The sequence below is a fragment of the Pseudomonas sp. RA_15y_Pfl2_54 genome (assembly GCF_963971015.1).
Classification (GTDB): domain Bacteria; phylum Pseudomonadota; class Gammaproteobacteria; order Pseudomonadales; family Pseudomonadaceae; genus Aquipseudomonas; species Aquipseudomonas baetica_A.
Genome location: NZ_CAXAPN010000005.1, coordinates 168649 through 192466, shown reverse-complemented (window position 1 = coordinate 192466; position 23818 = coordinate 168649). Strand labels below are relative to the sequence as shown.

General features: G+C 58.9%; 27 protein-coding genes. 16 read left to right on the top strand and 11 right to left on the bottom strand.

Translation table 11 applies throughout. The features are described from left to right. Positions 1-416: 416 nt before the first annotated feature. From darA to gmtX, 3 genes are all read left to right on the top strand, one after another. Complete coding sequence (darA, locus tag AACY50_RS05745) at positions 417-1358, top strand: 2-hexyl, 5-propylresorcinol biosynthesis aromatase DarA (RefSeq protein WP_339434329.1); 942 nt, start codon at positions 417-419, stop codon at positions 1356-1358. Positions 1359-1365: 7 nt separating this feature from the next. Beyond that, a complete protein-coding gene (darB, locus tag AACY50_RS05740) occupies positions 1366-2517 on the top strand; it encodes a beta-ketoacyl synthase DarB (RefSeq protein WP_339538281.1) in 1152 nt (383 codons plus the stop codon). A gap of 162 nt (positions 2518-2679) precedes the next feature. After that, complete coding sequence (gene gmtX, locus AACY50_RS05735; protein ID WP_339464866.1) at positions 2680-2952, top strand: gamma-mobile-trio protein GmtX; 273 nt, start codon at positions 2680-2682, stop codon at positions 2950-2952. Positions 2953-3254: 302 nt separating this feature from the next. On the opposite strand, the gene AACY50_RS05730 is transcribed toward gmtX, so the two are convergent. Both AACY50_RS05730 and AACY50_RS05725 read right to left on the bottom strand, forming a co-directional pair. Next, positions 3255-3461: a hypothetical protein gene (locus AACY50_RS05730; RefSeq protein WP_339538280.1), complete on the bottom strand. Its 207-nt coding sequence runs from the start codon at positions 3459-3461 to the stop codon at positions 3255-3257. 151 nt (positions 3462-3612) lie between these two features. After that, positions 3613-3804, bottom strand: coding sequence for a YegP family protein (locus AACY50_RS05725; RefSeq protein ID WP_221729401.1), 192 nt, complete (start codon positions 3802-3804; stop codon positions 3613-3615). A 341-nt stretch (positions 3805-4145) separates the two neighbouring features. Between AACY50_RS05725 and AACY50_RS05720 the strand changes: the two genes are divergently transcribed. The 3 genes from AACY50_RS05720 (at position 4146) to AACY50_RS05710 (ending at position 6789) form a co-directional block, all read left to right on the top strand. Continuing rightward, complete coding sequence (locus AACY50_RS05720) at positions 4146-5066, top strand: LysR family transcriptional regulator (protein ID WP_339538279.1); 921 nt, start codon at positions 4146-4148, stop codon at positions 5064-5066. Between the two features lie 95 nt (positions 5067-5161). After that, positions 5162-6370: a low temperature requirement protein A gene (locus AACY50_RS05715; RefSeq protein ID WP_339431021.1), complete on the top strand. Its 1209-nt coding sequence runs from the start codon at positions 5162-5164 to the stop codon at positions 6368-6370. Between the two features lie 53 nt (positions 6371-6423). Beyond that, a complete protein-coding gene (locus AACY50_RS05710; protein WP_339431022.1) occupies positions 6424-6789 on the top strand; it encodes a 5-carboxymethyl-2-hydroxymuconate Delta-isomerase in 366 nt (121 codons plus the stop codon). Positions 6790-6792: 3 nt separating this feature from the next. Here the strand turns inward: AACY50_RS05710 and AACY50_RS05705 are convergent, their stop codons facing one another. Both AACY50_RS05705 and AACY50_RS05700 read right to left on the bottom strand, forming a co-directional pair. Continuing rightward, entirely contained in the window at positions 6793-7728 is a 936-nt protein-coding gene (locus AACY50_RS05705; RefSeq protein WP_339431023.1) for a LysR family transcriptional regulator, read from the bottom strand. A gap of 197 nt (positions 7729-7925) precedes the next feature. Then, a complete protein-coding gene (locus AACY50_RS05700) occupies positions 7926-9110 on the bottom strand; it encodes a cyanate transporter (RefSeq protein WP_339431266.1) in 1185 nt (394 codons plus the stop codon). Positions 9111-9452: 342 nt separating this feature from the next. Here AACY50_RS05700 and AACY50_RS05695 point away from each other — a divergent pair, with 342 nt between their 5' ends. The 4 genes from AACY50_RS05695 to AACY50_RS05680 all read left to right on the top strand — a co-directional run bounded on the left by AACY50_RS05695 (position 9453) and on the right by AACY50_RS05680 (position 13727). After that, on the top strand, positions 9453-11102 hold the full coding sequence (locus AACY50_RS05695) for a phosphoethanolamine transferase (RefSeq protein WP_339431024.1): 1650 nt from the start codon (positions 9453-9455) through the stop codon (positions 11100-11102). Between the two features lie 163 nt (positions 11103-11265). Next, on the top strand, positions 11266-12399 hold the full coding sequence (gene rnd / locus AACY50_RS05690) for a ribonuclease D (protein WP_221729391.1): 1134 nt from the start codon (positions 11266-11268) through the stop codon (positions 12397-12399). Further along, positions 12396-12689 carry a YcgL domain-containing protein gene (locus AACY50_RS05685; protein WP_339431025.1) on the top strand — a complete coding sequence of 98 codons (294 nt, stop codon included), beginning with the start codon at positions 12396-12398 and terminating at the stop codon, positions 12687-12689. Before rnd ends, AACY50_RS05685 begins: the two co-directional genes overlap by 4 nt. 105 nt (positions 12690-12794) lie before the next feature. Beyond that, the gene (locus AACY50_RS05680) at positions 12795-13727 is read left to right on the top strand and encodes a D-2-hydroxyacid dehydrogenase (protein WP_339431026.1); all 933 of its coding nucleotides are present in this window, start codon (positions 12795-12797) and stop codon (positions 13725-13727) included. Positions 13728-13851: 124 nt separating this feature from the next. Here the strand turns inward: AACY50_RS05680 and AACY50_RS05675 are convergent, their stop codons facing one another. After that, positions 13852-14445, bottom strand: coding sequence for a nitroreductase family protein (locus tag AACY50_RS05675; RefSeq protein WP_339507539.1), 594 nt, complete (start codon positions 14443-14445; stop codon positions 13852-13854). A 163-nt stretch (positions 14446-14608) separates the two neighbouring features. Here AACY50_RS05675 and AACY50_RS05670 point away from each other — a divergent pair, with 163 nt between their 5' ends. Beyond that, positions 14609-15058, top strand: coding sequence for a YcgN family cysteine cluster protein (locus AACY50_RS05670; protein WP_339431028.1), 450 nt, complete (start codon positions 14609-14611; stop codon positions 15056-15058). A gap of 35 nt (positions 15059-15093) precedes the next feature. After that, positions 15094-16323 (top strand): hypothetical protein, encoded by a 1230-nt coding sequence (locus AACY50_RS05665; protein ID WP_339464871.1) that lies wholly within the window; start codon positions 15094-15096, stop codon positions 16321-16323. Between the two features lie 113 nt (positions 16324-16436). On the opposite strand, the gene AACY50_RS05660 is transcribed toward AACY50_RS05665, so the two are convergent. From AACY50_RS05660 to AACY50_RS05645, 4 genes are all read right to left on the bottom strand, one after another. Then, complete coding sequence (locus tag AACY50_RS05660; protein ID WP_339431030.1) at positions 16437-16814, bottom strand: YgaP family membrane protein; 378 nt, start codon at positions 16812-16814, stop codon at positions 16437-16439. Between the two features lie 81 nt (positions 16815-16895). Beyond that, a complete protein-coding gene (locus AACY50_RS05655; RefSeq protein WP_221729385.1) occupies positions 16896-17366 on the bottom strand; it encodes an RNA methyltransferase in 471 nt (156 codons plus the stop codon). Between the two features lie 192 nt (positions 17367-17558). Then, positions 17559-17930: a YajD family HNH nuclease gene (locus tag AACY50_RS05650; protein ID WP_007911336.1), complete on the bottom strand. Its 372-nt coding sequence runs from the start codon at positions 17928-17930 to the stop codon at positions 17559-17561. 49 nt (positions 17931-17979) lie between these two features. Beyond that, a complete protein-coding gene (locus AACY50_RS05645; RefSeq protein ID WP_339507540.1) occupies positions 17980-18666 on the bottom strand; it encodes a spermidine synthase in 687 nt (228 codons plus the stop codon). A 78-nt stretch (positions 18667-18744) separates the two neighbouring features. Between AACY50_RS05645 and AACY50_RS05640 the strand changes: the two genes are divergently transcribed. Then, positions 18745-19029: a hypothetical protein gene (locus AACY50_RS05640; protein WP_339464874.1), complete on the top strand. Its 285-nt coding sequence runs from the start codon at positions 18745-18747 to the stop codon at positions 19027-19029. On the opposite strand, the gene AACY50_RS05635 is transcribed toward AACY50_RS05640, so the two are convergent. Together AACY50_RS05635 and AACY50_RS05630 are read right to left on the bottom strand one after the other, a co-directional pair. Beyond that, positions 19026-19499 carry a cyclic nucleotide-binding domain-containing protein gene (locus AACY50_RS05635; protein ID WP_339431034.1) on the bottom strand — a complete coding sequence of 158 codons (474 nt, stop codon included), beginning with the start codon at positions 19497-19499 and terminating at the stop codon, positions 19026-19028. The two genes, AACY50_RS05640 and AACY50_RS05635, sit on opposite strands and share 4 nt — an antisense overlap. 136 nt (positions 19500-19635) lie before the next feature. Further along, on the bottom strand, positions 19636-21690 hold the full coding sequence (locus AACY50_RS05630) for a S9 family peptidase (protein ID WP_339464876.1): 2055 nt from the start codon (positions 21688-21690) through the stop codon (positions 19636-19638). Between the two features lie 236 nt (positions 21691-21926). Here AACY50_RS05630 and AACY50_RS05625 point away from each other — a divergent pair, with 236 nt between their 5' ends. From AACY50_RS05625 to AACY50_RS05615, 3 genes are read left to right on the top strand one after another with little or no spacing between them, the layout of a single operon-like run. After that, the gene (locus tag AACY50_RS05625) at positions 21927-22433 is read left to right on the top strand and encodes an MFS transporter (RefSeq protein ID WP_339431036.1); all 507 of its coding nucleotides are present in this window, start codon (positions 21927-21929) and stop codon (positions 22431-22433) included. Positions 22434-22448: 15 nt separating this feature from the next. After that, positions 22449-23225 (top strand): class II glutamine amidotransferase, encoded by a 777-nt coding sequence (locus tag AACY50_RS05620; RefSeq protein WP_339431037.1) that lies wholly within the window; start codon positions 22449-22451, stop codon positions 23223-23225. Positions 23226-23237: 12 nt separating this feature from the next. Then, positions 23238-23780 carry a DUF2937 family protein gene (locus AACY50_RS05615; protein WP_339431038.1) on the top strand — a complete coding sequence of 181 codons (543 nt, stop codon included), beginning with the start codon at positions 23238-23240 and terminating at the stop codon, positions 23778-23780. Positions 23781-23818: the final 38 nt, after the last annotated feature.

Genomic DNA, 23818 nt, shown 5'->3' with positions numbered 1-23818 from the left:
GCGATAAAATTCGCCGCACTTATTTGACAGGCCACAATAAGTATCTAGAGTTCGTCTGTGAAGAACTGGAAGGAATCCAGTCTGCCCGAGCTAGAATCAGGAGTTGCATGATGTACAAGATCACGGATGAGCCGCAGTTGAACCGCGCAAAAGCCTACCAGAACAATCCCGCCCACTCGTATATCGACTTTCGCCAGACAGCCTCCGCGGCTATCTGCAAGTTGGCGCCCCTCTTCTATTGCGTACGCCACTAGCGACGTACTGCATTCGCTCGTCCCGAATAAAAATTAGACGTTAAAAACTTGGTGTGCCATTACCCCAACAAGCTATCCGGGGTGGAGCATCACGCTCTACAGAACTGCCACTCGAATCTCTGGCGTGTTTGTGTAGTTGAAAAGCAAAAGGTCCCTGCACTTATGAAACATGTTCTTGTGATTCGTTATTCGCAAAGCGGTCAGTTGAGCGAAGTGGTCGAAAGTCTAATTTCGCCTCTACGTTCGACACAGGAGGTTAAGGTACATGAAGTGGTGCTCAAGCCCCGGGTTGCCTATCCGTTTCCTTGGCCTGTGGGCAAATTTTTCGACGTGTTTCCCGAGACCGTGCAACTCAGCCCGCCGGCCATCGAACCGGTGTATACGAATCACACTCAGCCCTTCGACTTGGTGATCCTAGCGTATCAGGTCTGGTATCTGTCGCCATCACCGCTGATCACCGCATTTCTCAAGAGCGCGGAAGGCAAGCGTCTGCTGGCCGGGCGCCCGGTGGTCACGGTGATCGCCTGCCGCAACATGTGGCTGATGGCCCAGGAGGCGGTCAAGCGTCTACTGGATGAGGCCGGCGCGCAGTTGCGCGACAACGTGGTGCTAACCGACCGGGCCAATACCTTCGCCACACTGATTACCACACCGCGCTGGATGTTCACCGGCAACCGCGAGTCATTCCTCGGCCTGCCCAAGGCCGGGATTAGCGCCCAGGATGTCCAAGGCGCTGCACGTTTCGGGCGGGCATTGAATGCCGCCCTGTATGCCAATAAAGAGAAAGCCGAAGGGCCGATGCTGGCTGGACTGGGGGCGGCGACCGTCAATCCTGGGCTGATACTCAGCGAGCGAGCGGCTTATAGAGGCTTCAAGTTCTGGTCGGGAATAATTTGCCGTTTCGGCAAGTATGGACAATGGCTACGGCGACTCTTGCTGTGCTTATTCATCGTCTATCTATTGTTGGTCATCATGACCGTCCTGCCTATTTCACTTGTGTTACGCCGCTTGCTTCATCCATTTATCCGGACGCGCCTCAATGAGTTGCAGCGTTATTACGAACAGCCGTCCGGTTCGCAACTAAATTTTGAATCTAAAGAGTGAAATAATCATGAGTAATTCGTTTGTCTATATTACGAAAACATCCACGTATATGCCGGGAGAGGCGGTCGATAACGATACGATGGAGAACATTCTCGGGTATGTGGGCGGGCGACCTTCACGGTCTCGGCAGGTGGTGTTGCGTAATAACGGAATCAAGCAACGCTATTATGTGCTGGATCCGGAAACTGGTGTTCCCCGTTTCACTAACGCGCAAATAACCGCCGAGGCGATCAAGGGCCTGGTGGGCGACGATTTTACCCTGGACTCCATGGAATGCCTGTCCACCGGCACCACCTTGCCGGACCAACTGATGCCCAACCATGGCGTGATGGTGCATGGCGAGCTGGGCAACAAACCTTGTGAGGTGGTGTCCACCGCCGGCATCTGCCTGGCTGGCCTCACCGCGCTGAAATATGCCTACCTGTCGGTGCTTGCGGGAGCCAGCCGCAAGGCAGTGGCCACAGCTTCGGAGGTGGTTTCGCCGGTGCTGCATGCGCGCAATTTCGATGCGGAAAACGAGGCGCTGGTGGCGCAGATGGCGGCCCGCCCAGAAATCGCCTTCGATAAAGACTTCCTGCGCTGGATGCTATCCGACGGGGCCGGGGCCTTCCTGCTCGAGAACCAACCACGGGCCGGCAGCCTGTCGTTACGTATCGACTGGATAGACATCTTTTCCTACGCCAACGAATTACCAACCTGCATGTACGCGGGCGCGGAAAAGGCCGAGGACGACAGCTTGACCGGCTGGATGCGGCTGCCCTCTGAGCAATGGGCATCGCGCTCGATTTTCGCAATCAAGCAGGACGTGCGGCTGCTGAACGAGAACGTGGTGAAGTACACCCTCGGCAAGCCGCTCAAGGAGGTGATGATCAAGTACAACCTGTCGCCCGAGGCCATCGACTGGTTCCTGCCGCACATGTCATCGGAATACTTCCGCAAACCGATTGTCGAGTGCATGGAAAACACCGAATTGGCGATTCCCCAAGAGCGCTGGTTCACCAACCTGTCTCATCGTGGCAACACCGGCTCGGCGTCGATCTACATCATGATCCACGAGCTGCTTGAGTCCGGACGCCTGCACAAAGGGCAGCGCGTGCTGTGTTTCGTCCCGGAAAGCGGGCGCTTCTCCGGTGGTTTCATGCATCTGACGGCGGTCTGATACGCCTCACCATGGCGCAAGAGCCCAGTGGTCGGCACGGGCCGGCCACTGTTTCGTGGTACGCATCCAACCGCAAGGGAATGAACATGGAAACGTTCGAACAACATGTGAAAAAAGTGGTGGCGACCGAGCTGGACGTCAACCAAGCAGACCTCACAAATTATGCCCACGCCTCACAATGCCCTGTCCGCGCAACTGCCTCATTCTGAGCGCGAAGCCTTACACAAGGCCATATCGCCGAACTACTTGAAAGATCGCGGCCTGCGGGAAGGCAGCTATGGCGAAATCGTCAACGAGCGCGGTCGGACAGTGTTCGAGGTGGGCTTTACCCGTGCGATTCGCAAAGGCTGGCTGGTGATCGCCCATCTCAAGGCAGGCACTGCGCGACAACTAGGACTGGCCCCATCCTCTGTAATTCCAGAAATCGGGAGCTGACGTGGAACAGTGCGTTGCCCTGAGCCGTAGATGAATGGGGCGAATCCGATGGTTTTTTCTTCTGGAGTTTCGGTCATTTTGCGCCTCCGTACATAGAGACGTGTGATGAGAGAAGGCTTGTATCGCGGTGCAGGCGAAGCGGGCTTAACAGGTTACTTGTTTGTATCGTTCAACTCCCTCGATTCCGGAGCTGCCGCATTCTGCCGACGAGTTACTTCACCGAACATGGAAAGGCCTCACAGGATCAAACCTGTGGGGCCTTTTCATTTTTGCAGGAGCTACCGCTCCCCGCACTCAGCCACTCACGACAGCGAGTGACCTAACTTCTTTTCGATCAGCTCATAAACTTCCTTGTGCGTCGAGTTATGCAGCGTCTTGTTCAGGCATGCCAAAGCCAGGAAGGTTTTGACTTCGTCCTTGGCGTGCGGGTAGAGGCTGGCGACGTAGTCGGCTTCATGCGTTTGCGTACAGTTGAAGTACTTGTCGTCTTTCGCTTTGTCTCTAGCCATTGTGCGGCTCCTTTTGGGTTCAAATGATGTGGAGAAACAGGGCCGGATGGCCCCATACGTCACTGAGCGTAGGGACGTAAAGACGGCCCGCCAGTCGTTCGAACAAAAAAGGAAAAGGTTGTAGGACGCAGTCGCTCATTCACTCTCGCGGTTAAATCTCCTTCACCGGCGTCTCCCCTGTTGCTCCTTTGATCAACTCGATTACATGCAAACAATCGGCCTTGTTCACATAAGACTCACCACTGGCGATGGTTTCGTGATTGCCTGCGCGCAGCCTCCAGCGCCATTGCCCTTTGCCGGTGCTCGGGGTGCCTTTGGATTGTCTGTAAATCTCGAAATACATTCAGTTCGCTCCATGCGATTTATTTGTGCGACAGCCTTTTTGACGCATGGTCGCAAGCCTAGCGCAGACGGGTTTTTTGGCTATCGGACATTTGTTTCCAATCGTTCGCGGATGTTTCTGAAGGGGGCATGTTTAGTACGTTGAGAATGGTCGCTTGGCGAAGAGCTGCAATGTGTATTTGAACGACGTTCCCGTCCACGACATACGGGACTGAACGGTGACGCACAGGTCATGGGCTGAGGGTGAAAACACAGAAGGTCCAGTGAGGTCGGCAAAGGTTGATGGACGCCGAGCCCCAGGCCTTTCTACACTGCCCGTATTCCGGGGAGCGGGGGCAGTGAATGAATCGCAATGAACTACGCAAGGCAGACATCAACCTGATGGTGGTCTTCGAAACCTTGATGCTCGAGCGCAACGTGACCCGGGCGGCGGAGAAGCTGTTTCTCGGTCAGCCGACCATCAGTTCGGCGCTCAACCGTTTGCGCACGATGCTCAACGATCCGTTGTTCATTCGTGTCGGGCACCGCATGGAGCCGACAGCCCGCGCTGAAGATATCTTTCGTCACCTCAAACCGGCGCTGGATTCGTTGTCAGTGGCATTGAGCCTGACCCGTGATTTCGATCCTGCGGTCAGTACCATGACGTTCCGCATCGGCCTGTCTGATGACGTCGAGTTCGGCCTGTTGCCGCCGGCGTTGCGTGCTTTGCGTCAGGAAGCACCGAACGTGGTGTTCGTGGTGCAACACGTCGACTATTGGCGAATCCCCGATCTGCTGGCCGCCGGCGATATCACGGTCGGTATCAGTCAGACCCGTGGCCTGCCGGCCAACGCCAAACGCAAACTGCTGCGGCACATTCAACCGAGCATCCTGCGTGCCGACGCCTGCGATACGCCGCTGACCCTCGATGAATATTGCGCACGTCCCCACGTCCTGGTGTCCCACACCGCCAACGTCAGTGGTTTCGCCGACGAGTGGCTGGCAGAGCTTGGCCGTACCCGTCAGGTGGTGCTGTCGGTGCCGCAATACAGCGCGCTGCCGGCACTGTTGGCCGGCACGGACCTTATTGCCAGCCTGCCGGATTACGCCGCCACCGCCATGGCCACCTCCGGGTTGCTGTTCAAGGAACCGTTCCCGTTCAAGACGCCGACACTCGACCTGTCGATGGTCTGGCTCAGCCACGTCGACAGCGACCCGGCAGAGCGCTGGTTGCGTTCGCGGCTCGAAGCCTTGATGAGCGAGCGCCCCCCGACACCGCTCTAAAACGCGCGACACGACCCTGACGGGCGTTGTTCAACTTGCCGGGAGGAAGTCTGCCTGCTTTGCTGTGACGTATGAATCCGGCGGAGAACTGTGCCATGAGCATCACCCGTACGTTGCTGCGTGGGCGCGGCAGTCTCGACAGTGGCAAGGTTGGCATGGTCGAGCTGTTTTTCGATCTGGTGTTCGTGTTCGCCGTAACCCAGTTGTCGCATTCCCTGCTCGCCCATTTGTCGATTCTCGGCGCGGTGCAGGTAGCGTTGTTGATGGTCGCGGTGTGGTGGGTGTGGATCTTCACGTCCTGGATCACCAATTGGCTCGACCCGGAAAAACTGCCGATCCGCCTCGGGTTGTTTGGCCTGATGATTGCCGGTTTGTTGCTCTCATCGGCCATTCCCAAGGCATTCACCGAACGCGGTTTGATGTTCGCCGCAGCGTTTGTGTTCATGCAGGTCGGGCGCACGCTGTTTGCCATTTGGGCGGTGCGCGGCGAATCGCTGAGCATGACCCGCAACTTTCAGCGCATCCTCGTCTGGCTGATGCTGTCCGGGGTTTTCTGGATGGCCGGGGCGTTTGTCGAGGCAGAGCAACGCCTGTGGTGCTGGTCGGCGGCTTTGTTGATCGAGCTGATTTCGCCGTCGCTATATTTCTGGGTGCCGGGCCTTGGGCGTTCGTCGCTGAGCGACTGGAACGTCGAAGGCAATCACATGGCCGAGCGCTGTGGCTTGTTTGTGATCATTGCCCTGGGTGAGTCGTTGCTGGTGACCGGTGCGACGTTTGCCGAATTACCGCTGAGTGCGGGCGGATTGCTCGCCTTTCTCGTCTCGGTGCTGGGCAGTATCGCCATGTGGTGGGTGTATTTCGACAGCGGCGCCGAACGCGCGCACCATCGCATCGCTCATTCCACTGATCCTGGGCGCCAGGCGCGGATCGCTTACACCTATCTGCATGTGCTGATCGTTGCCGGGGTGATCGTCAGTGCCGTGGCCGATGAGCTGGTGCTGGTGCACCCGGATCACGCCAGCGACGCCGGTATCCTCGCGATCATTGCCGGACCGTGGTTGTTTCTGCTCGGCAATGCGCTGTTCAAATGGGTCATGGCCGACCGGTTGCTGCCCCCTTTGTCGCATCTGGCCGGGCTGGTTCTGCTGATGCTGTCCTTCCCATTGGCGTTGAATCACTGGTTTTCAGCGTTGCAACTGGGCGCGCTGACCACGACGATCGTGATCGTGGTCGCTGCCTGGGAAACCTTGGCGCTACGTCAGACATCGTCACCCGTGGTGTCAGAAAAAGCCTCAAGGGAGTAGGGCGCAGCTGTGTTATATGTACGGCCTTTCTGCCGCCCGACTGGAGTACCCCGATGCCACACCTGCACATGGAATACACCGCCAACCTGCCGCAACTGAACGCTGACGTCGCTTTGATCCGGCTCAACAACACCTTGGTGGGTTCCGGTCAGTTCGCGGCGGAGTTCGATATCAAGAGCCGTGCGGTGAAAGTGGAAACCTTCAAGGTTGGCACCGCCATGGGCGAGCGTGCTTTCGTGCATGTGAAGCTGGCCCTGCTCAGCGGCCGTTCGCCGGAGATCAAGAAACAGCTTTCGCAAAGCCTGCTGACGGTGTTGCAAGAACTTTGCGAATGGCCTGCCGACATTGAGGTGCAGTTGTGCGTTGAACTGCTCGATATCGACCGTGATTCCTACAGTAAAACCGCTATTGGCATGTAAGCGTCAGGCCGCTTCCAGCTCACTGCACACCTGGATTATCTGCTCGCGGAGCCAGACGTTGGCGCTGTCCTGATCGACGTTCTGGCTCCACTGCATGTCGAGCGTGAACCCCGGCAAGCCGTTGGGCGCCTCGCAGTGGTTAAACACGGCTTCGTTGGTCAGTAAACGCTGAATACGCCGGGGCAGAGTGAGGATGAAGTCGGTGCCGGTGATCAATTTCAACGCAGCACTGTAGCTGTTCGAGCGCGCCACAATCTGGCGTTTCTGTGCCTGTCGCGCGAGCCAGCCGTCGACCATGTTGGTGGTGGAGGTCCAGGGTGTGGGGAACACATGCCGGCGTTCGGTGAAGGCCTGCAAGCTCAGGCGCGGTTCCAGTGGTGTGGCGCGCTTGTCGAAGACGCAGACCAAATCATCTTCCAGCAGCATCCGAGACTTCAGGTCAGCGTGGTTGCGGTGGAAGTTGGGGCCGAAGCTGATCACAAGATCGAGGCTGCCGTCGCGCAGCTCATCCGCTGGCACATCGGTTTCAAACTTGTGCATGTTGACCATCACCGGCAAATCATTGAAGTCGAAGCGTTTCAATAAACGCGGCAGGATCAGTTGTTCGAAGTATTCCGGGGCACAGATGTTGAAGGTGACCGCTTGCTGGGTTGGATCGAACACCGGGGCGCCGGCGTGGCACAGATTGATGCTCTCGAGAATCTTCTGTACATGGCCGTACATGGTGCAGGCCTTGTAGGTCGGACGCATGCCGGTGCGTGTGTTGATGAACAGTTCGTCTTCGAAACTGGTGCGCAGTTTTTTCAGGCAATAACTGACGGTGGACTGGCTGACAAACAGTGTTTCCGATACATCGGTGACGCTGTTCTGCTCATACACGGCGATAAACACCATGAGATCCTGCATGTCGAGCTTTCGAAGCAAGTTACTGTTCAGCATCCGTTCTATCTCGCTGTGCTCCTTGCGCTGAATCCGCGCAAACGTGTGCGAACGATCCTAGCGGAACGATGGTGCCAGGAGAAAGCCCTGTAGGATATTTCACGGACAGTTGTGGGACAGAAAGTTTTAGCAACACGACGTCGCCCGACAAAGCGCTAAAACATGGCCAGAAGCCTTCAGTTACTGCGGGTTTGCGGTCAGCGGACATGTCGTTGGTAATGCCGGGGATCGAAACGCAACACCATCAGCAGCATGACGACCATCATGGCCGTCAGCGTCCCCCAGGCCCATTCGAAGCTGCCCAGTTGATCGCGGACCATCCCGGCCAGTAATGGTGAGAGGCCGGCAATCAGATAACCAATGCCTTGCACGAAGGCGGTGAGGCCGCCGGCGCGCTTCGGGTTGTCGAGGTGGTCGAGGGCGACGATCAGGCTCATCGGAAACAACCCGCCGATGCCCAGGCCCAACAGGCACGGCCACAGCAGGCTGAGGTGTTGCGGGCTGAGGATCAGCCCGCAGAAGCCGGCGATGATCAGGCCGAGCAGTGCCATCAGTACCCCGCGCCGATCACGGCTGCGATTGGCGATAGCCGGGACTATGAGTCCGGAAATGACCTCCATGGCGGTCAGAAAACCTAACAACAGCCCTGCGTTTTGTTCGCTCCAGCCTTTTTCCACGTAGTACGGCGCCAGCCAAGCGAGCACACAGGTGTAGGACGCTGTTCCCAGACCGAAGAAGATTGCGAGTAACCAGGCGCGAGCATTGGAGAAAAACGCTTCTTTCCTCGCCGCCCCCGTCAGGGTGTTTGGCAGTGACCTGCGTTGCGACCACCAGAACACGAACGCCAGCAGCGCCAGCGCCGCCCAAATGGCCAAGCCCAGGCGCCAGCTACCGGTTTGTACCCTCACCAGTGGCGCGAATGAGGCCGCAATCGCCGCGCCGCCCATGATCGAGGTGACATACAAGCCCATGCACAGCGCCACGTTGTCGGCGAAGCGCGATTTGATCAGCGCCGGCATCAACGCCTGAATCAACGCGATGCCGATGCCCGCCAACATGGCGCTGACAATCAGTTCGCCAGCCGAGTCGATAAACAGCCGTGACAGCGTCGCCAGAGCAATGATCAGCAGCGACAACAGCACCGTACGCTGTTCACCCAGGCGCTGACTGATACCGATGCCGAAAAACATCGCCAAGCCCATGGCCGTCACCGGCAACATGGTCAGCAACGATGCAAGGCTGAAACTCAACGGGATGTCGCCGCGAATCGCCGAAAGCAGTGGCCCGACGGCTGCCATCGATGGTCGCAGATTGAGAGCGACCAGAATGATCGCGAGCATTAGCCCGACGGCGGGGCGGGAGGTGGTGCGGATGTGTTCCATCGTCAGGCCTTTGATATCAGGGCTGAGGATTAGGCGCGTGGCCACTCGGTGCGGGCAAACCAGAAAATCCGCTGCGGTATTTAAATATTCGATAACCGCGAATCCCCTCCGTGGGCGCGGGCATGCTCGCTTGCACAGGGATGGGGGGCAGGCCAAAAACTGGAGCAAGCCTGAAGCACTCTCAAATATTTTTCGGATTTCGACTTATTACCAAGCCCTAACTAATCGTTGGCGACTTTTTCACGAAAAATTGATGGATGCCTGTCTACAGTTTTGCAGGCCTTGGTTAATGAATTTTTCACAACTAACCGGGGCTCTTCTTTTCAGGAATAACCCACCACTATGTTGAAGTTGAATTCCGTGCGCCCGGAGTGGGTGACGTTGATTGCCAGTGCCTTTCTGTTGATCGGTTTCAATTTTGTGCTCTGGCAGCACCTGGTCGAGATCACTGCCGCAGATGGCAACGGCGTTGCCATGCGCGTGGCTTTTGGCGTGATGATCCTTGCCGCGTTCAACATCGTGCTGACCTTTCTCGCCTTTCGTCCGCTGCTCAAGCCGATTCTGACACTGATGTTCTTGATCAGTGCCGGTGTGGCTTATTTCATGAGTCAGTATGGCGTCATGATTGATGCGGGTATGCTTCGTAACTTCGCCGAAACCAATGCCACGGAAGTTCGTGATCTGCTGTCGTTGAAGTTGTTTGCTTACTTGTTGTTTCTTGGTGTGTTGCCTTCCTGGTTGTTGTGGAAAGTGCCGGTCAACTATCGTCGCTGGCATCGCGAGTTGTTCAGCAAAGTTGTTGTCAGTTTCGTATCGGCTGCCGTGATCGGTGGGGTTGCACTGGCCAACTATCAGGGGTTGTCCTCGCTGTTTCGCAATCATCATGAATTGCACTTGATGCTGGTGCCGAGCAACTACATTGGCGCGACGGCCGGTTACCTGCGTGAACAGGTGGCGTCGGCGCATCAGCCGTTCGTCAAGATCGGCGAGGACGCCCAACGCAATCCGGACTTGAAAGTACAGCCACGCAAATCCCTGACCGTGCTGGTCGTGGGGGAAAGTGCCCGGGCGCAGAACTTCGGCATCCTGGGTTATAACCGTGACACCACGCCAAAACTGGACAAGGAAGCCGGGCTGATCGCGTTCACCGACGTACATTCCTGCGGCACTGAAACGGCGGTCTCGGTGCCGTGCATGTTTTCCAACATGGACCGCAAGGATTACGACGCCAGCAAGGCCAAGAACGAAGAGGGCCTGCTCGACGTGCTCAAGCGTGCCGGTATCGATGTGATCTGGCGCGATAACCAGTCTGGCTGCAAAGGCACTTGCGATCGGGTCACGCTGCAGGATGTCAGTAACCTCAAAGACCCGGCGCTGTGCGCCAACAGCGAATGCCGTGATGAAATCCTGCTGCAAGGTCTGCAAGGCTTTATCGACCATCTGGACAAGGACACTGTGCTTGTCTTGCACCAGATGGGCAGTCATGGCCCGGAATACTTCAAGCGCTATCCGAAGGAATACGAACACTTCACACCCGTCTGTGAAAGTAACGCGCTGAACAATTGCAGCCGAGAAAGTATCGTCAATGGTTACGACAACACGCTGGTTTACACCGACCATGTGTTGTCGAGCCTGATCGATGTACTGCGCGCCAATCAGGACAAGGTTGATACCGCCATGTTGTACCTGTCGGATCACGGCGAGTCGTTGGGCGAATACAATTTGTTCCTGCACGGTACGCCTTACATGCTGGCGCCGGAGCAACAGAAACATGTGGCGATGCTGGCGTGGTTCTCTGACAGTTATCAGAAGGCTTATTCGGTCGATACTCACTGCCTGCAAATGAACCGAGACAAACCGTTGAGTCAGGACAACCTGTTTCACTCGATGCTCGGCTTGCTTGAAGTACGCAGCAAGGTTTATCAGCCGGGCCTGGACATGTTTGCCGGTTGCCGTGGCGCAGGGATTGATGGCGTGTTGGCCAAGGACTGAGCCGTTTCGGGCCCGTTGTCCTGATACGACGGGCCTGCCTGTTTGCCCTATCAGACTATTCTTGCTGTTTGGCAGGACATTTCGTTACAGCTCTTGTCCTTCGCAGGCGCGTAAATCGCCAGTGGCGATATATACTGCGCGCCATTCTTCAAGGGAGAGCCGTGTGGCCATCGATATTCACTGGATTCGCGACAACGAAAGCCTCGCGCAATTTTGCGCCGAGTGGCAGCAACTGCCTTTCGTGGCCCTCGACACCGAATTCATGCGGGTCGACACCTTCTACCCGATTGCCGGCCTGTTGCAGGTGGGTGACGGCAAGCGCGCCTACCTGATTGACCCGTTGACCATCAACGCCTGGCAACCGCTGGCCGCGTTACTGGAAAATCCGGCGGTACTCAAGGTTCTGCACGCGTGCAGCGAAGACCTCGAAGTCCTGTTGCGCCTGACCGGCAGCATGCCGGCGCCGCTGTTCGATACCCAACTGGCCGCGGCTTACTTGAACCTCGGTTTCTCGATGGGCTACTCGCGGCTCGTGCAGGCCGTGCTCGGCATCGAACTGCCCAAAGGCGAAACCCGCTCCGATTGGTTGCAGCGACCGTTGTCCGAGACACAAATCAGCTATGCCGCCGAAGATGCCGTGCATCTGGCGGAGGTATTCGTACAGCTGCGTCCGAAACTGTCTGACGACAAATTCAACTGGGTTCTGGAGGACGGCGCCGAGCTGGTTGCCAACCTGCGTCGGGAAACCGACCCATACGAGGTGTATCGCGAGGCCAAACTGGCGTGGAAACTGTCCCGCGCACAACTGGCCGTGCTGCGTGAACTGTGTGCCTGGCGCGAGCGCGAAGCCCGCGCCCGAGACCTGCCGCGCAACCGCGTTGTGCGTGAGCATTCGCTGTGGCCGCTGGCCCGTACGCAACCGGACTCTTTGAGTGCGCTGGGCAAGATCGAAGACATGCACCCGCGTACCGTGCGTCAGGACGGCGAATTTCTACTTGATCTGATCAAGCGCTCTGGCAGTGTGGGCCCCGATCAATGGCCGCCTGCGGTGCCGGAACCGTTGCCGATCGAAGCGGCTACGTTGATCAAGCAATTGCGCGCGCTCGGTCAGGCCGAAGCCGAACGGCTGAACATCGCGCCAGAACTGATGCTGCGCAAGAAAACCCTCGAAGCACTGCTCAAGAGCGGTTTCCCCGAGGGTCCTTACCAATTACCTGAGTCGCTGCGTGGCTGGCGCCGCGAACTCATGGGTCAGAAGCTGCTCGACAGCCTGGCCACCGCCGGAGAACAGCCTTGAAACGTATTTGTTCCATTTACCAAAGCTCCAAGCGCAGCGGCATGTACCTTTATGTGCTCAAAAGCGATGCACTTGAACAAGTGCCCGAAGCGCTGATGCTGGCCTTCGGCAAAGCCAGACATGCTTTCGATCTGGTGCTGTCGCCCGAGCGAAAACTGGCCAGTGAAGACATCGTTGTGGTCCTGGAAAACCTCGAAAAGCAGGGCTATCACCTGCAAATGCCGCCGGCTGAGGATGAGTACATCGAACATTTGCCTGAAGAGTTGCTGCGACGCAACGACCCGATCTGATTGGCGGGGCCCTGTTCTGGGCCTCTGGTAACCCTGGAACTGTTTTTACCGCGATGACCGCCCGAAATACGGCGGTTGTCTGCACGGTTTGCGAAAGGTTTGAAGATGCGCGTTCTGATTGCTGAACACGACCACGCGATATACGCCCGGCTGCTGCGTCAGGCAGCGCCGGAGCTCGAAGTACTGACCAGCGGCGACTCCGCTGAACTGGCTCGTCAGGCCACCGATTGTCCGGTTTGGCTGGGGCAGCCGGATCTGCTGGCGACCCTGTTGCGTCAGGGCCATCAACCCCAATGGCTGCAATCGACCTGGGCCGGTATCACGCCACTGCTGGCTGATGGCTTGCGCCGTGATTACCGCCTGACCCGCGCGGTGGGGATTTTTGGTCAGGTGATGGCCGAATACGTACTGACTTACATGCTCGGCCACGAACGCGAAGTGTTGGCACGTCTGGTCAGCCAGGTCGAGCGCAAGTGGGACAACCGCACGGGCCAGAGTCTGGTCGGACGCAAGGTGCTGATCGTCGGCACCGGCGACATCGGCCTGAGCGTGGCGCAGTTCCTGCGGCCGTTTGGCGTCGAGTTGTACGGTATCGCCAGCAGTGCACGGGAGCAGGCACCGTTTGTCGAAGTCGGCTCGATGGCCGATTTGCCACGTCTGGTGGGCGAAGTGGATTACGTGGTCAACCTGTTGCCCAACACCGAACACACCCACGATGTCTACGACGCGGCGCTGTTCAAGCAATTCAAATCGACCGGGTTGTTCATCAATGCCGGGCGCGGTGTCGCGGTGGTCGATGCGGATCTGGTGGAGGCCCTGAAGGAAGGGCATCTGGCGGGCGCGGTGATCGACGTCTGCCGGCAGGAGCCGTTGCCACAACGTCATCCATTCTGGACGGCGTGGGGCTTGTTGCTGACCGGCCACAGCTCGGCGCCGACGTCACCTGCGTTGATGGTGCAGTTGTTTGTCGACAACCTGCGGGCGTATCAGGCCGGTGAGGCGTTGCGCGGGGAAGTGGATTTCAGCCGCGGTTATTGAGTTTTCCCGATCCAATAGTGGGAGCGGGCTTGCTCGCGAAAGCGGTGTGTCAGTCATCAGAAACGTTGACTGACACACCCTCTTCGTGAGCTGGCCTGCTCCCACTGTTTTTTTGTGGTGTGGCTTAGAGGGTGAAGTCGCCTTCAGCCGCCAGTTCGCTCAGCGGACGACGGGGGCTAGGCTCCTCGCGTGCTTGCAGGTAATCGGCCAGGGTCGCCTTGTCCCCCTGCTTGCCCACCGCCACTGCGGCGTGCAGTGCGTAACCTTCTGGAATGTTCAGCTCCTGGCGGGTCAGTTCCTGATCAAAACCGGCCATGCCATGGGTGTGCCAACCGCTGATGCTCGCTTGCAGCGCCAGATGGCCCCACGCCGAGCCCGTATCGAAGGTGCTCCACAGCGCAGGGGTTTCTTCAGTGGCGCCCGGTACGGCGAAGGTGGTTTTGGACATGACGATCACCAGCGCCGAGGCATGTTGCGCCCAACTGCGGTTGAATTCGTTGAGCAGGCCCAGATACCGCTCCCAGTTCGGCGTATCGCGACGCGCATAGAGAAAACGCCATGGCTGCGAGTTGTAGGCCGACGGCGCCCAGCGTGCGGCTTCGAAAAAGCTCAGCAGGGTTTCTTCCGGGATCGCTTCGCCGGTAAAGGCGCGGGGCGACCAGCGATCGGTGAATTGCGGGTGAATGGCGTAATCGGCAACGCGAGGGTTGGCACTCATCAAGAAATTCCTGGACACGTTTTTAAAAGAAGCGAGGCAAAACCCTACTGGGCGGCGCTTGGGCTGACAAGCGCGTTTTACCGACAGTCGCCAGCGCTTGGCCCGCAAGCCCGCTGGCACTAGACTGGCGGCCTTTTCACCACCTGATGTTGATGCTTGAGCCATGGCCGCCAAAGTCGAACCGTTCTGGAAACGCAAAACCCTCGATCAACTGGATCACGAGGAATGGGAATCGCTGTGCGACGGCTGTGGCCTGTGCTGCCTGCAAAAGCTTGAGGATGAGGAAGACAACAGCGTCTATTACACGCGCATCGCCTGCAAACTGCTGGATCTGAAAACCTGCCAGTGCAGCGATTATCCGAATCGCATCAAGTTTGTCCCGGACTGCATCCAGCTCACGCCGGGGCAGGCCGAAGCGTTCAAATGGTTGCCGCCGACCTGCGGATATCGGCTGGTCAGCGAGGGCAAGGATCTGCCGTTATGGCATCACCTGGTGTGCGGTGATCGCGAGGCAGTGCACCACGAGCGGATTTCCCAATCCGGGCGCATGCTCGCCGAAGGCAGCGTGCCGGAAGACGACTGGGAAGATCACCTGATTTTCCGGGCCGGCTAAGCGCCCACGGATTCAAGTTTCAACAAGGAGTGTGTATGGCTGTGGGATTGCGGCGGGCGTTGATCGCCGGGCTGCTGGCGCTGAGTGCGCCGGTGTGGGCGGCGAAGAAAGTCGACCTGGATTATCACGTGCGCTTGTTGCCCAAAAGCGATCAGGCTGAAGTGCGTTTGACCCTGGCCAAGGGCGCCGTTGTGCGCAGCCTCGATTTTGACCTCGGCGATGGCAGCCATTACAGCGACTTCAAGGCCGATGGCCAATGGCAACTGACGCCGGGCAAGCAGGCGCGCGGTGTCTGGCGTCCGGCGAGCGAAAAGGCCAGCCTGACCTATCGCGTGCGCATCAGCCACGGTCACAGGAACGGCAGCTTCGACACGCGCATGACGTCAACGTGGGCATTGATGCGCGGTGACGATTTGGTGCCGACGGCCAAGCTGGATCAACAGGACGGCACCGAACTGGTTTCGCGACTTCAATTTGAGTTGCCCGACGGCTGGAAAAGCATCGAAACCGCGTGGCCACGCATCGGCAAAAACAAATTCCGCATCGACAATCCCTCACGCTTGTTCGACCGCCCGACCGGTTGGATGCTGGCCGGCCACCTCGGCAGCCGTCGCACCCGGTTAGGTGAAACCGAAGTCACCGTGGCCTCGCCGCAAGGGCAGGGGGTGCGCCGCATGGACGTGCTGACGTTGTTGACGTTTGTCTGGCCGCAGGTGCAGGCGCTGTATCCGCGTCATCCGGCCAAGCTGTTGATCGTCGGCGCCAGCGACCCGATGTGGCGCGGCAGCCTGGGCGCGCACGAGTCGATCTATCTCAACACGCGTTTGCCGTTGGTCAGCGAGAGTGGCAGCAGCGCGCTGGTGCGTGAGTTGGCTCAGGTGTTCGCTCGGATCAATGACGAGCAGCGCAGCGACTGGATCAGCGAAGGGTTTGCCGAGTTTTACGCGATCGAACTGGTGCGCCGTGCTGGCGGCATGAGCGATGAGCGCTATCAGAGTTTGCAGGCGAAATTGGCCAGGGATGGCGCAAAGGTCACGACGCTGCGCGGCGAACAGATCAGCCCGGCGCAGGTTTCAAGGGCAGTGGTGATGTTGCAGGAGCTCGATGGCGAGATTCGCTTGAAGACGCGCAACAAGCGTTCGCTGGATGAAGTGTTGCGGGGCGCGATGCATCTGGGGACGGTGAGTACCCAGGAGTTTGTGCAACTGGCCGAGCGTGTTCTGGGCGAGTCTTCCAAAGTTCTTGATACCGCGTTGCTTCAGTAATACCGCCTTCACGAGCAAGCCCGCTCGCACATTGGTTTTGTGTTCGACGCAGATCAAATGTGGGCGCGGGCTTGCTCGCGAGGAGGCCATCAGCCTCACAACAAATTAAGGATTCAAACCCCGGCTTTCGGCGATTTCACCGACTCATTGCCAGTCACCGTCGCCGTGCTGGTCGCGGCCTCGGCATTGGCCTTCAGCTTGCTCAATTCGTCCCCGGCACGCTCGATCCTGGCCCGCACGTTATTGATGTCCTGACGGCTTTTCTCGTACAGGCTTTTCACCGAACTGTGCCCGGTAATCCCCCGAGCCATGGCCACACCGCCGATCGCTACTTGAATCAAACCGAAAACGCCGCCACGGCGCAGGCCTTTGCCGACCATGATCACGCCGCCGGCCAGCGAGCCGATACGCTCCCAGCCTTCGACGTTCTGTTCGGAACGGCTCTGAAACGGGGTGGATTCGATACGTTCGACGCGTTTGAGCTCGGTCATGATCTTTCTCCAGGCATTGGGTAGTGGATAAACAAGCTGACTGCGCGGGCGGACAGCTTGTTCCATCGGATAGGCGACGTTTTAGCGGAATTTCGGCCCGGAGCGGGTGTTCAGGCCCTTGGCCATGCGGTCGTAGAGCACGACGTTGACCGTGGCAGCGAGGTTCATGCAACCGGTGGTCGGGATGTATACGACGTCTTCGCACCAGTCGCGGATCTCTTTATCCAGCGAGCCGTCTTCCGGGCCGAAGATGTAGAGCGCGCGATCCGGATGGGTGTATTCCGGCAGCGGGCGAGCGCCTTCGACCAGTTCCACGGCGACGGGCACGCAGTTGAGCGGCAGGATTTTTTTCAGATCATCGATGCCGATCAACGGGATGTCGTAGTGCACACGTTTGGTGTCGGTGACGAAGTCGGCGGCGCGATCATAACGCTTGCCGGTGTAGAACACGGTCGACACGCCATAACAGCCCGCGGCGCGCATCACCGAACCGACGTTCTCCGGTGATTTGGGGTTGTACAAACCAATGCAGCTGTAACGTTTGTCTGCCACGAGCGGGGAGCCTTCGGGAAAAAGAGGGCGATTATACGGGGATTGGGTGGTTGTGGTCAGGTCATGGATTGGCGGTACCTGGGCGGGCGCCTTCGCGAGCAAACGCGCTCCCACATTGGATCGACGTCGTACACAAAACCAATGTGGGAGCGGGCTTGCTTGCGAAGAGGCCATTCAGGCCAATGAAGATCTTTAGTCTTCTTTTTTCATCAACCCGGCCAGGGCGGCAAACGGGTTATGCGTCGCTTTGGCAATCTTCGGCGTGCTCAGCGAGCCTTCGCTGAAATATTGCTGGTCGGTGTAACGCGAGTGTTCGTTGTCGTGGCAGTACAGGCACAGCAACTCCCAGTTCGAACCGTCCTGCGGGTTGTTGTCGTGGTTGTGGTCACGATGATGCACGGTCAGTTCGCTCAGACGCTTGCCGGAAAACTCACGGGTGCAGCGACCGCAGACGTGCGGGTACATTTTCAGGGCCTTGTCGCGGTAGCCCATTTCCTTGTCGCGCTGGTTATCGGCGAGGATGCGATCCAGCTTCGACGTGTTGGTTGGAGTGGACGAACTCATGGGTTCACCTTTGTAGAAAGACGGATGACGGTTATGTTCGCAGTTTAGCTCAGCCTTTGAGCTTCTCGGCAATCCAGATCGTATGGCGGGTGCCCTTGTTGCCGTGGGCGAAGACCTGCACTTCCTCAGCCTTGAAACCGGCCTTCTTCAATTTGTCGGAAAACTGCCGATCGGCGCTGGCCGACCACACCGCCAGCACGCCTTTGGTGCGCAGGGCCTTGGCGCACGCATTGAGCCCGGCGGCGGAGTACAGCCAACTGTTGGCCTTCTGCGTCAAGCCTTCGGGGCCGTTGTCGACGTCGAGCATGATCGCGTCGAAGCCATTGGGTTCGCTTTGCAACACCTTGGCGACATCGTCCTGACGGATCACTGTGCGCGGGTCGAGCAGGGGGCGGCCGGATTTTTCACCGAGCGGCCCACGATTCCATTCGACCACGCCCGGTACCAGTTCAGCGACCACCACTTCAGCGCTCTTGCCCAAGTGCTTGAGCGCCGAGGCGAGGGTGAAACCCATGCCCAGCCCGCCGATCAGCACCCGCGAATCCGGTCGGCCGGCGACCTTGCGGCAAGGGATCTCGGCCAGCGCATCTTCTGAACCGTGCATGCGCGTGTTCATCAATTGCCCGCCATCGCCGCCCTGAATCTTGATGACGAAATCCTCGCCATATTCGAACAGGCACAGGGCACCGCCGTTTTCAGGGATCGGCGTGGTGTCGAGCAGAACGAAACGTTTCATGGAAATCTCTACAAGGGGGAAGGCAAGCAGGCCCGTTGGGAGTAGCCTGAGCGCAGACTAAGGCCAACGGAGCCCTTGATGAAGCGCACCATTCTAACGGTCATTGCCCTGGCCGCGCTCTCGATTAGTGCCGTGCAGGCGCAGCAGACCATTGCGGTTAGCCCAATGGCACAACCGGGTTCGCCCGGCACCGCAACGCCAACACCCTATCCGCAGATCACGCCGATCAACATCCCCAAGTCTGGCGCCGGCAGTGGCAGCCCGCCGCTGGTGCCGATCGAAATGCCAAGTCCGCCGAGCAAGGATCAAGCGGTGCCGGGCATTGAACCGACCGGCACCAAAGCCAAATCTCCCGGCGGTTAGACCTGTTGCGCCGCCAGTTGACCGTCGGCCATGCGCAGGCGTTTGGAGAGGGAGACAGCGAGGGCGCGGATGATCTTGGCGGCGATTTTCGGCGCATCGTTGAGCATTTTCTCCAGCGAGTCTTTGCCCAGGTTGAGCAACTGACAGTTGCTCGCCGCGATGCAGGTCGCCGAGCGCCGTTCGCCGTCGAGCACAGCCATTTCGCCGAATGCCCGGCCGCTGCGCAGGGTGGCCATGGTGATGGTCTGGCCGTCGGGGCCGGTTTTCTGCACGGCCACCTGGCCGGTGTGGAGGATGCACATGAAGCTGCCAGCATCGCCCTCGCGGAAGATGGCTTCGCCCTCGGCCACCGTGCTGATGCTGAAGTAGCCGGAGGCGGCGGCGAAGTCTGCCAGTTGCAACTGATCGAACAGACCGCAGTCCATCAGCCAGTCGCGGATTTCGTTGTTCAGTAAAGTCGGTTCTGACATGTCTTGGCGATCTTTTTGTTTTCACATGGGCTCGGCGTTACACGAACCCTGTGGGGGCGGGCCAGCCCCCACAGGGTTTTGTGTGTTATCGACAGCCGGGGTCTGTAGTTAAGACCCAAGTGACCGACGGAGTTCCTCAGGCCAGCCCCAAAACCTTGAAGACAAATGCATATTCGAGTGCTACGTCACGTAATCCCTGGTAACGCCCGCTCATGCCACCGTGCCCGGCGCCCAACTCTGTCTTTAGCAGCAGCGGGTTGTTGTCGGTTTTGGTCGCGCGCAGCTTCGCCACCCACTTGGCCGCTTCCCAGTACTGCACGCGGCTGTCGTTGTAGCCGGCGATCACCAGCGTCGCCGGGTAGTCCTGCGCGGCGACGTTTTCGTACGGTGCGTAAGCCTTGATGCGTTCATAGACGTCCGGCTCTTCGGGGTTGCCCCACTCGTCGTATTCGGTGACGGTCAGCGGCAGATCCGGGTCGAGCATGGTATTGAGCACGTCGACGAACGGTACCTCGGCAATTGCCACGCCGAACAGATCCGGACGCTGGTTGAGCACGGCGCCAATCAACAGGCCACCGGCGCTGCCACCGCTGATCGCCAGTTTTTGCGCCGTGGTGATGCCGTTGAGAATCAGGAACTCGGCGCAAGCAATGAAATCACTGAAAGTGTTGTGTTTGTGTTCTTGCTTACCGGCGCGATACCAGGCTTCGCCCAGCTCACCGCCGCCGCGCACATGGGCGATGGCGAAGGCCATGCCGCGATCGAGCAGGCTCAGGCGTGCATGGGAAAACCACGGGTCGAGGCTTGAACCGTATGCGCCGTAACCGTACAGGTACAGCGGCACCGGTTTGCCTACCATTTCGCGTTTCATCACCAGACTGATCGGCACTTGCGTACCGTCCGGCGCGTTCGCCCACAAACGCTGACTGACGTAGGCGTCGGCGTCGAAATGGCCGAGCACCGGGGTTTCTTTCAGCACGGTTTGCTCGCCGGTCGCGAGGATCAGTTGGCGCACTTGGGCCGGACGGTTCAACGCCTCGTAACGCAGGCGAATCCGGTCACTTTCAAACTCCAGGCTGTTTTGCACATAGAGGCTGTAGGCCGCGTCCGGCAATTGCACGCGATAAGGCGCCAGCCCCTGTGGGTGAACTTCGATGATCGGCAAGCCGCCTTCGCGCAGGCTCAGGGTCATGGCTTGGGTGTTGAGGCTCACGTCGTCGAGCATCACGCTGTCGCTGTGAGGGATCAGGTTCTGCCAGTCGGCCTCCGTTGGTGCGACGCCGGTGTCCGGCGCCTGATACAAGGCGTAGTTGATGCCGTCGCGGTTGGTGCGGATAAACCATGTCCGCTCGCCATCGAGCAGGCCGTGATCGACATCGTATTCGTGATCCTCGACCCGTGGCGCCAGGCAAGTGAAGGGCAGATGCGGCTGATTGGCGTCCAGCGCCCAGACTTCGCTGGTGGTCTTGCTGCCCAGCGACAGCAGCAATTGCTGTTCGGAGCTGGAGCGATAGCAATGCAGGAAGAAACGTCCGTCTGCTTCGTTGAACACCTCTTCGGCAGCGGTGCCGTCGAGGCGGTAACGGAACAATTTGTGTGGGCGGTGAGTGTCGTCCAGCACGCCGAAGAACAAGGTCAGGCTGTCGTTGGCCCAGGTCATGCTGCCGTCGCAATCCTCGAAGGCCAGTTCGCTGACCTTGTCGTTGGCCAACTCCTTGACGAACAGCGTGTAAACCTCCTCGCCCGAGGCGTCGACGCTGTAGGCCAGACGCTGGTGATCGGGGCTGATGCTGAACGCGCCAAGCGAAAAGAACCCGCCATTGGCAAGCACGTTCGGGTCGAGCAGCAGTTGCTCGCGGCTTTCGTCTAGGGTCAGGCTGTCGTCGGCAGGACGCGGGCAGCGGTAGTGCCGGGCGTATTCGTCACCGGCGGTGGTGCGTGTGTAATACAGATACGGCCCCCATGGCGAGGGCAGGGACAGGTCGGTTTCGAGGATCCGGCCCTTGATCTCTTCGAACAGGGTTTCGCGCAGTGGCGCCTGATCGGCGGTTTGCGTCTCTTGCCAGGCGTTTTCGGCCTTGAGGTAGTCGAGCACCGCGTCGGTGTCGCGCTCCTGCAGCCAGGCATACGGGTCGGCGCCGGCGGCCTTGTGGGCAATCGGGGCACTGATGGCGTTGGCGGATTCGGGCATGAATGGCTCTCGGACAATGTACGGAATGAGGTTTTGCGCAGCGCATGAAGCCAATGCAGAACCTGTGGGAGCGGGCTTGCTCGCGAAGGCGTTCTGCCAGATCACACCTGTTTGACTGACCCGCCGCTTTCGCGAGCAAGCTCGCTCCCACAATGTTTGCGGCTGGCCGTCTGGCATTGGGACAAGCCTGAAGCGCGAAAAGTCGTTACTATAAGCGCCTCTTTGCCTGCCTTGCCATGGACACCATGACCGAGAACGACTATCTGATCGCCTGGGGCCTCTACGCCTTTGCCGCTGTAGGCTGCCTGTTGGTATGGATGCGCCTGACCCGCTGGATGTGGCGCTGGCTGCGCGAGCCGCTGCGTGTCTTGATGGCGGTGCTGTTGTTCAGTCCGACCATCATTGACCCGGTGAAGGAAAAGGTCGCTCCGGCCATTGCCATCACCACGCTGGATCTGGCATTCAAGGTCGGCAACAACGCCTGGCGGGCGATTTCCGACCTGTTCATGTACGGCATGATCGCCTTTGGCATTTACCTGGTTTTCGTGCTGATCCGCTTTCCGGTCGAGCGTGCTTCACGCGCTCGCCGCGAACAGGCTGAAGCCACCAAAGCCGCCAACGCTGCGGCCCGCGCGGATGACCGCGACGATGATCAACCGTTCGGCGGTGCCGGTGATGATCGCTACGGCCGTGCGCCAGTGCCGAGCAATCCGCAGCGCATGCGGGTCGAGCCGCGTCTGTAACCCGAGAGCCCGCACATGTGTGAATTACTGGGCATGAGTGCCAACGTGCCGACCGATATCGTGTTCAGCTTCACCGGGCTGATGCAGCGCGGCGGTCGCACGGGCCCGCACCGTGACGGTTGGGGCATCGCGTTCTATGAAGGCCGTGGCTTGCGTCTGTTCCAGGACCCGGCCGCCAGTTGCGAGTCGGAAGTGGCCAATCTGGTGCAGCGTTATCCGATCAAGAGCGAAGTGGTCATCGGCCATATTCGTCAGGCCAATGTCGGCAAGGTCTGCCTGTCCAATACCCATCCGTTCGTCCGTGAACTGTGGGGACGCAACTGGTGCTTTGCGCACAACGGTCAACTCGCCGATTTCACCCCGATCAACAGTTTCTACCGCCCGGTCGGCGATACCGACAGCGAAGCGGCATTCTGTGATTTGCTCAACCGCGTGCGTGCAGCGTTTCCGGAACCGGTCGATATAGAAGTGCTGTTGCCCGACCTGGTCGCCGCGTGCGCCGACTACCGCAGCAAAGGCGTGTTCAACTGCCTGCTCAGCGATGGTGACTGGCTGTTCTGCTATTGCTCGACCAAACTGGCACAGATCACCCGGCGCGCACCGTTCGGCCCGGCGCGATTGAAGGATGTCGATGTGATCGTCGATTTCCAGGCCGAAACCACGCCCAACGACGTGGTCACGGTGATTGCCACCGAGCCTTTGACCGAAAATGAAAACTGGACCCGCTACGAACCGGGCCAATGGAGCCTGTGGCGACGCGGCGAATGCGTAAGCCAGGGCACTACCGAATAAGGATTGCACCCCATGTTGCTCAGTTATCTACGGCTGGTGTTGTTTGCGGCGGGCCTGTTGATTGGTGTCCAGGTGCCTGGGTTCATCAACGATTACGCGAAACGGGTCGAGGCGCATCTGATCGAGGCGCAGACCGGCCTGCGCGGTTTCCAGGGCACGGCCCAGCAATTCTTCAAGGGCGACTTGCAGGCGCTGGTCGCTCATTACCGCGCCAGTGACGACCCGGTGTTTCGCAGCGATGCCGACAGCCTGAGCACGTTGCTCAATCGTCAACTGGCGCTGGATAAACAGTTCCAGGCGATGCAGGGGCCTTGGTACATCCGCTTCCTGCAAGTGGTGCTGGCTGCCGATCCGGATATTCGCAAGGAAACCTGGAACGGCTACAGCTATCAGATTCTGCTGACCCCGCAAGCGATGATCTGGGGCATGAGCGGGGCGTTGCTGTTGTCGTTCGGCATTGAATGCCTGTTCCGTCTGATCGACTGGGTGGTGCTCGGTGGCAAGCGCCTGCGCCAGAGCCGGCCTATCGAAGACCGCGATGTGCGCGGGTTGTAAGGATTCAGTCGCTGTGGCGAGGGGATAAATCCCCTCGC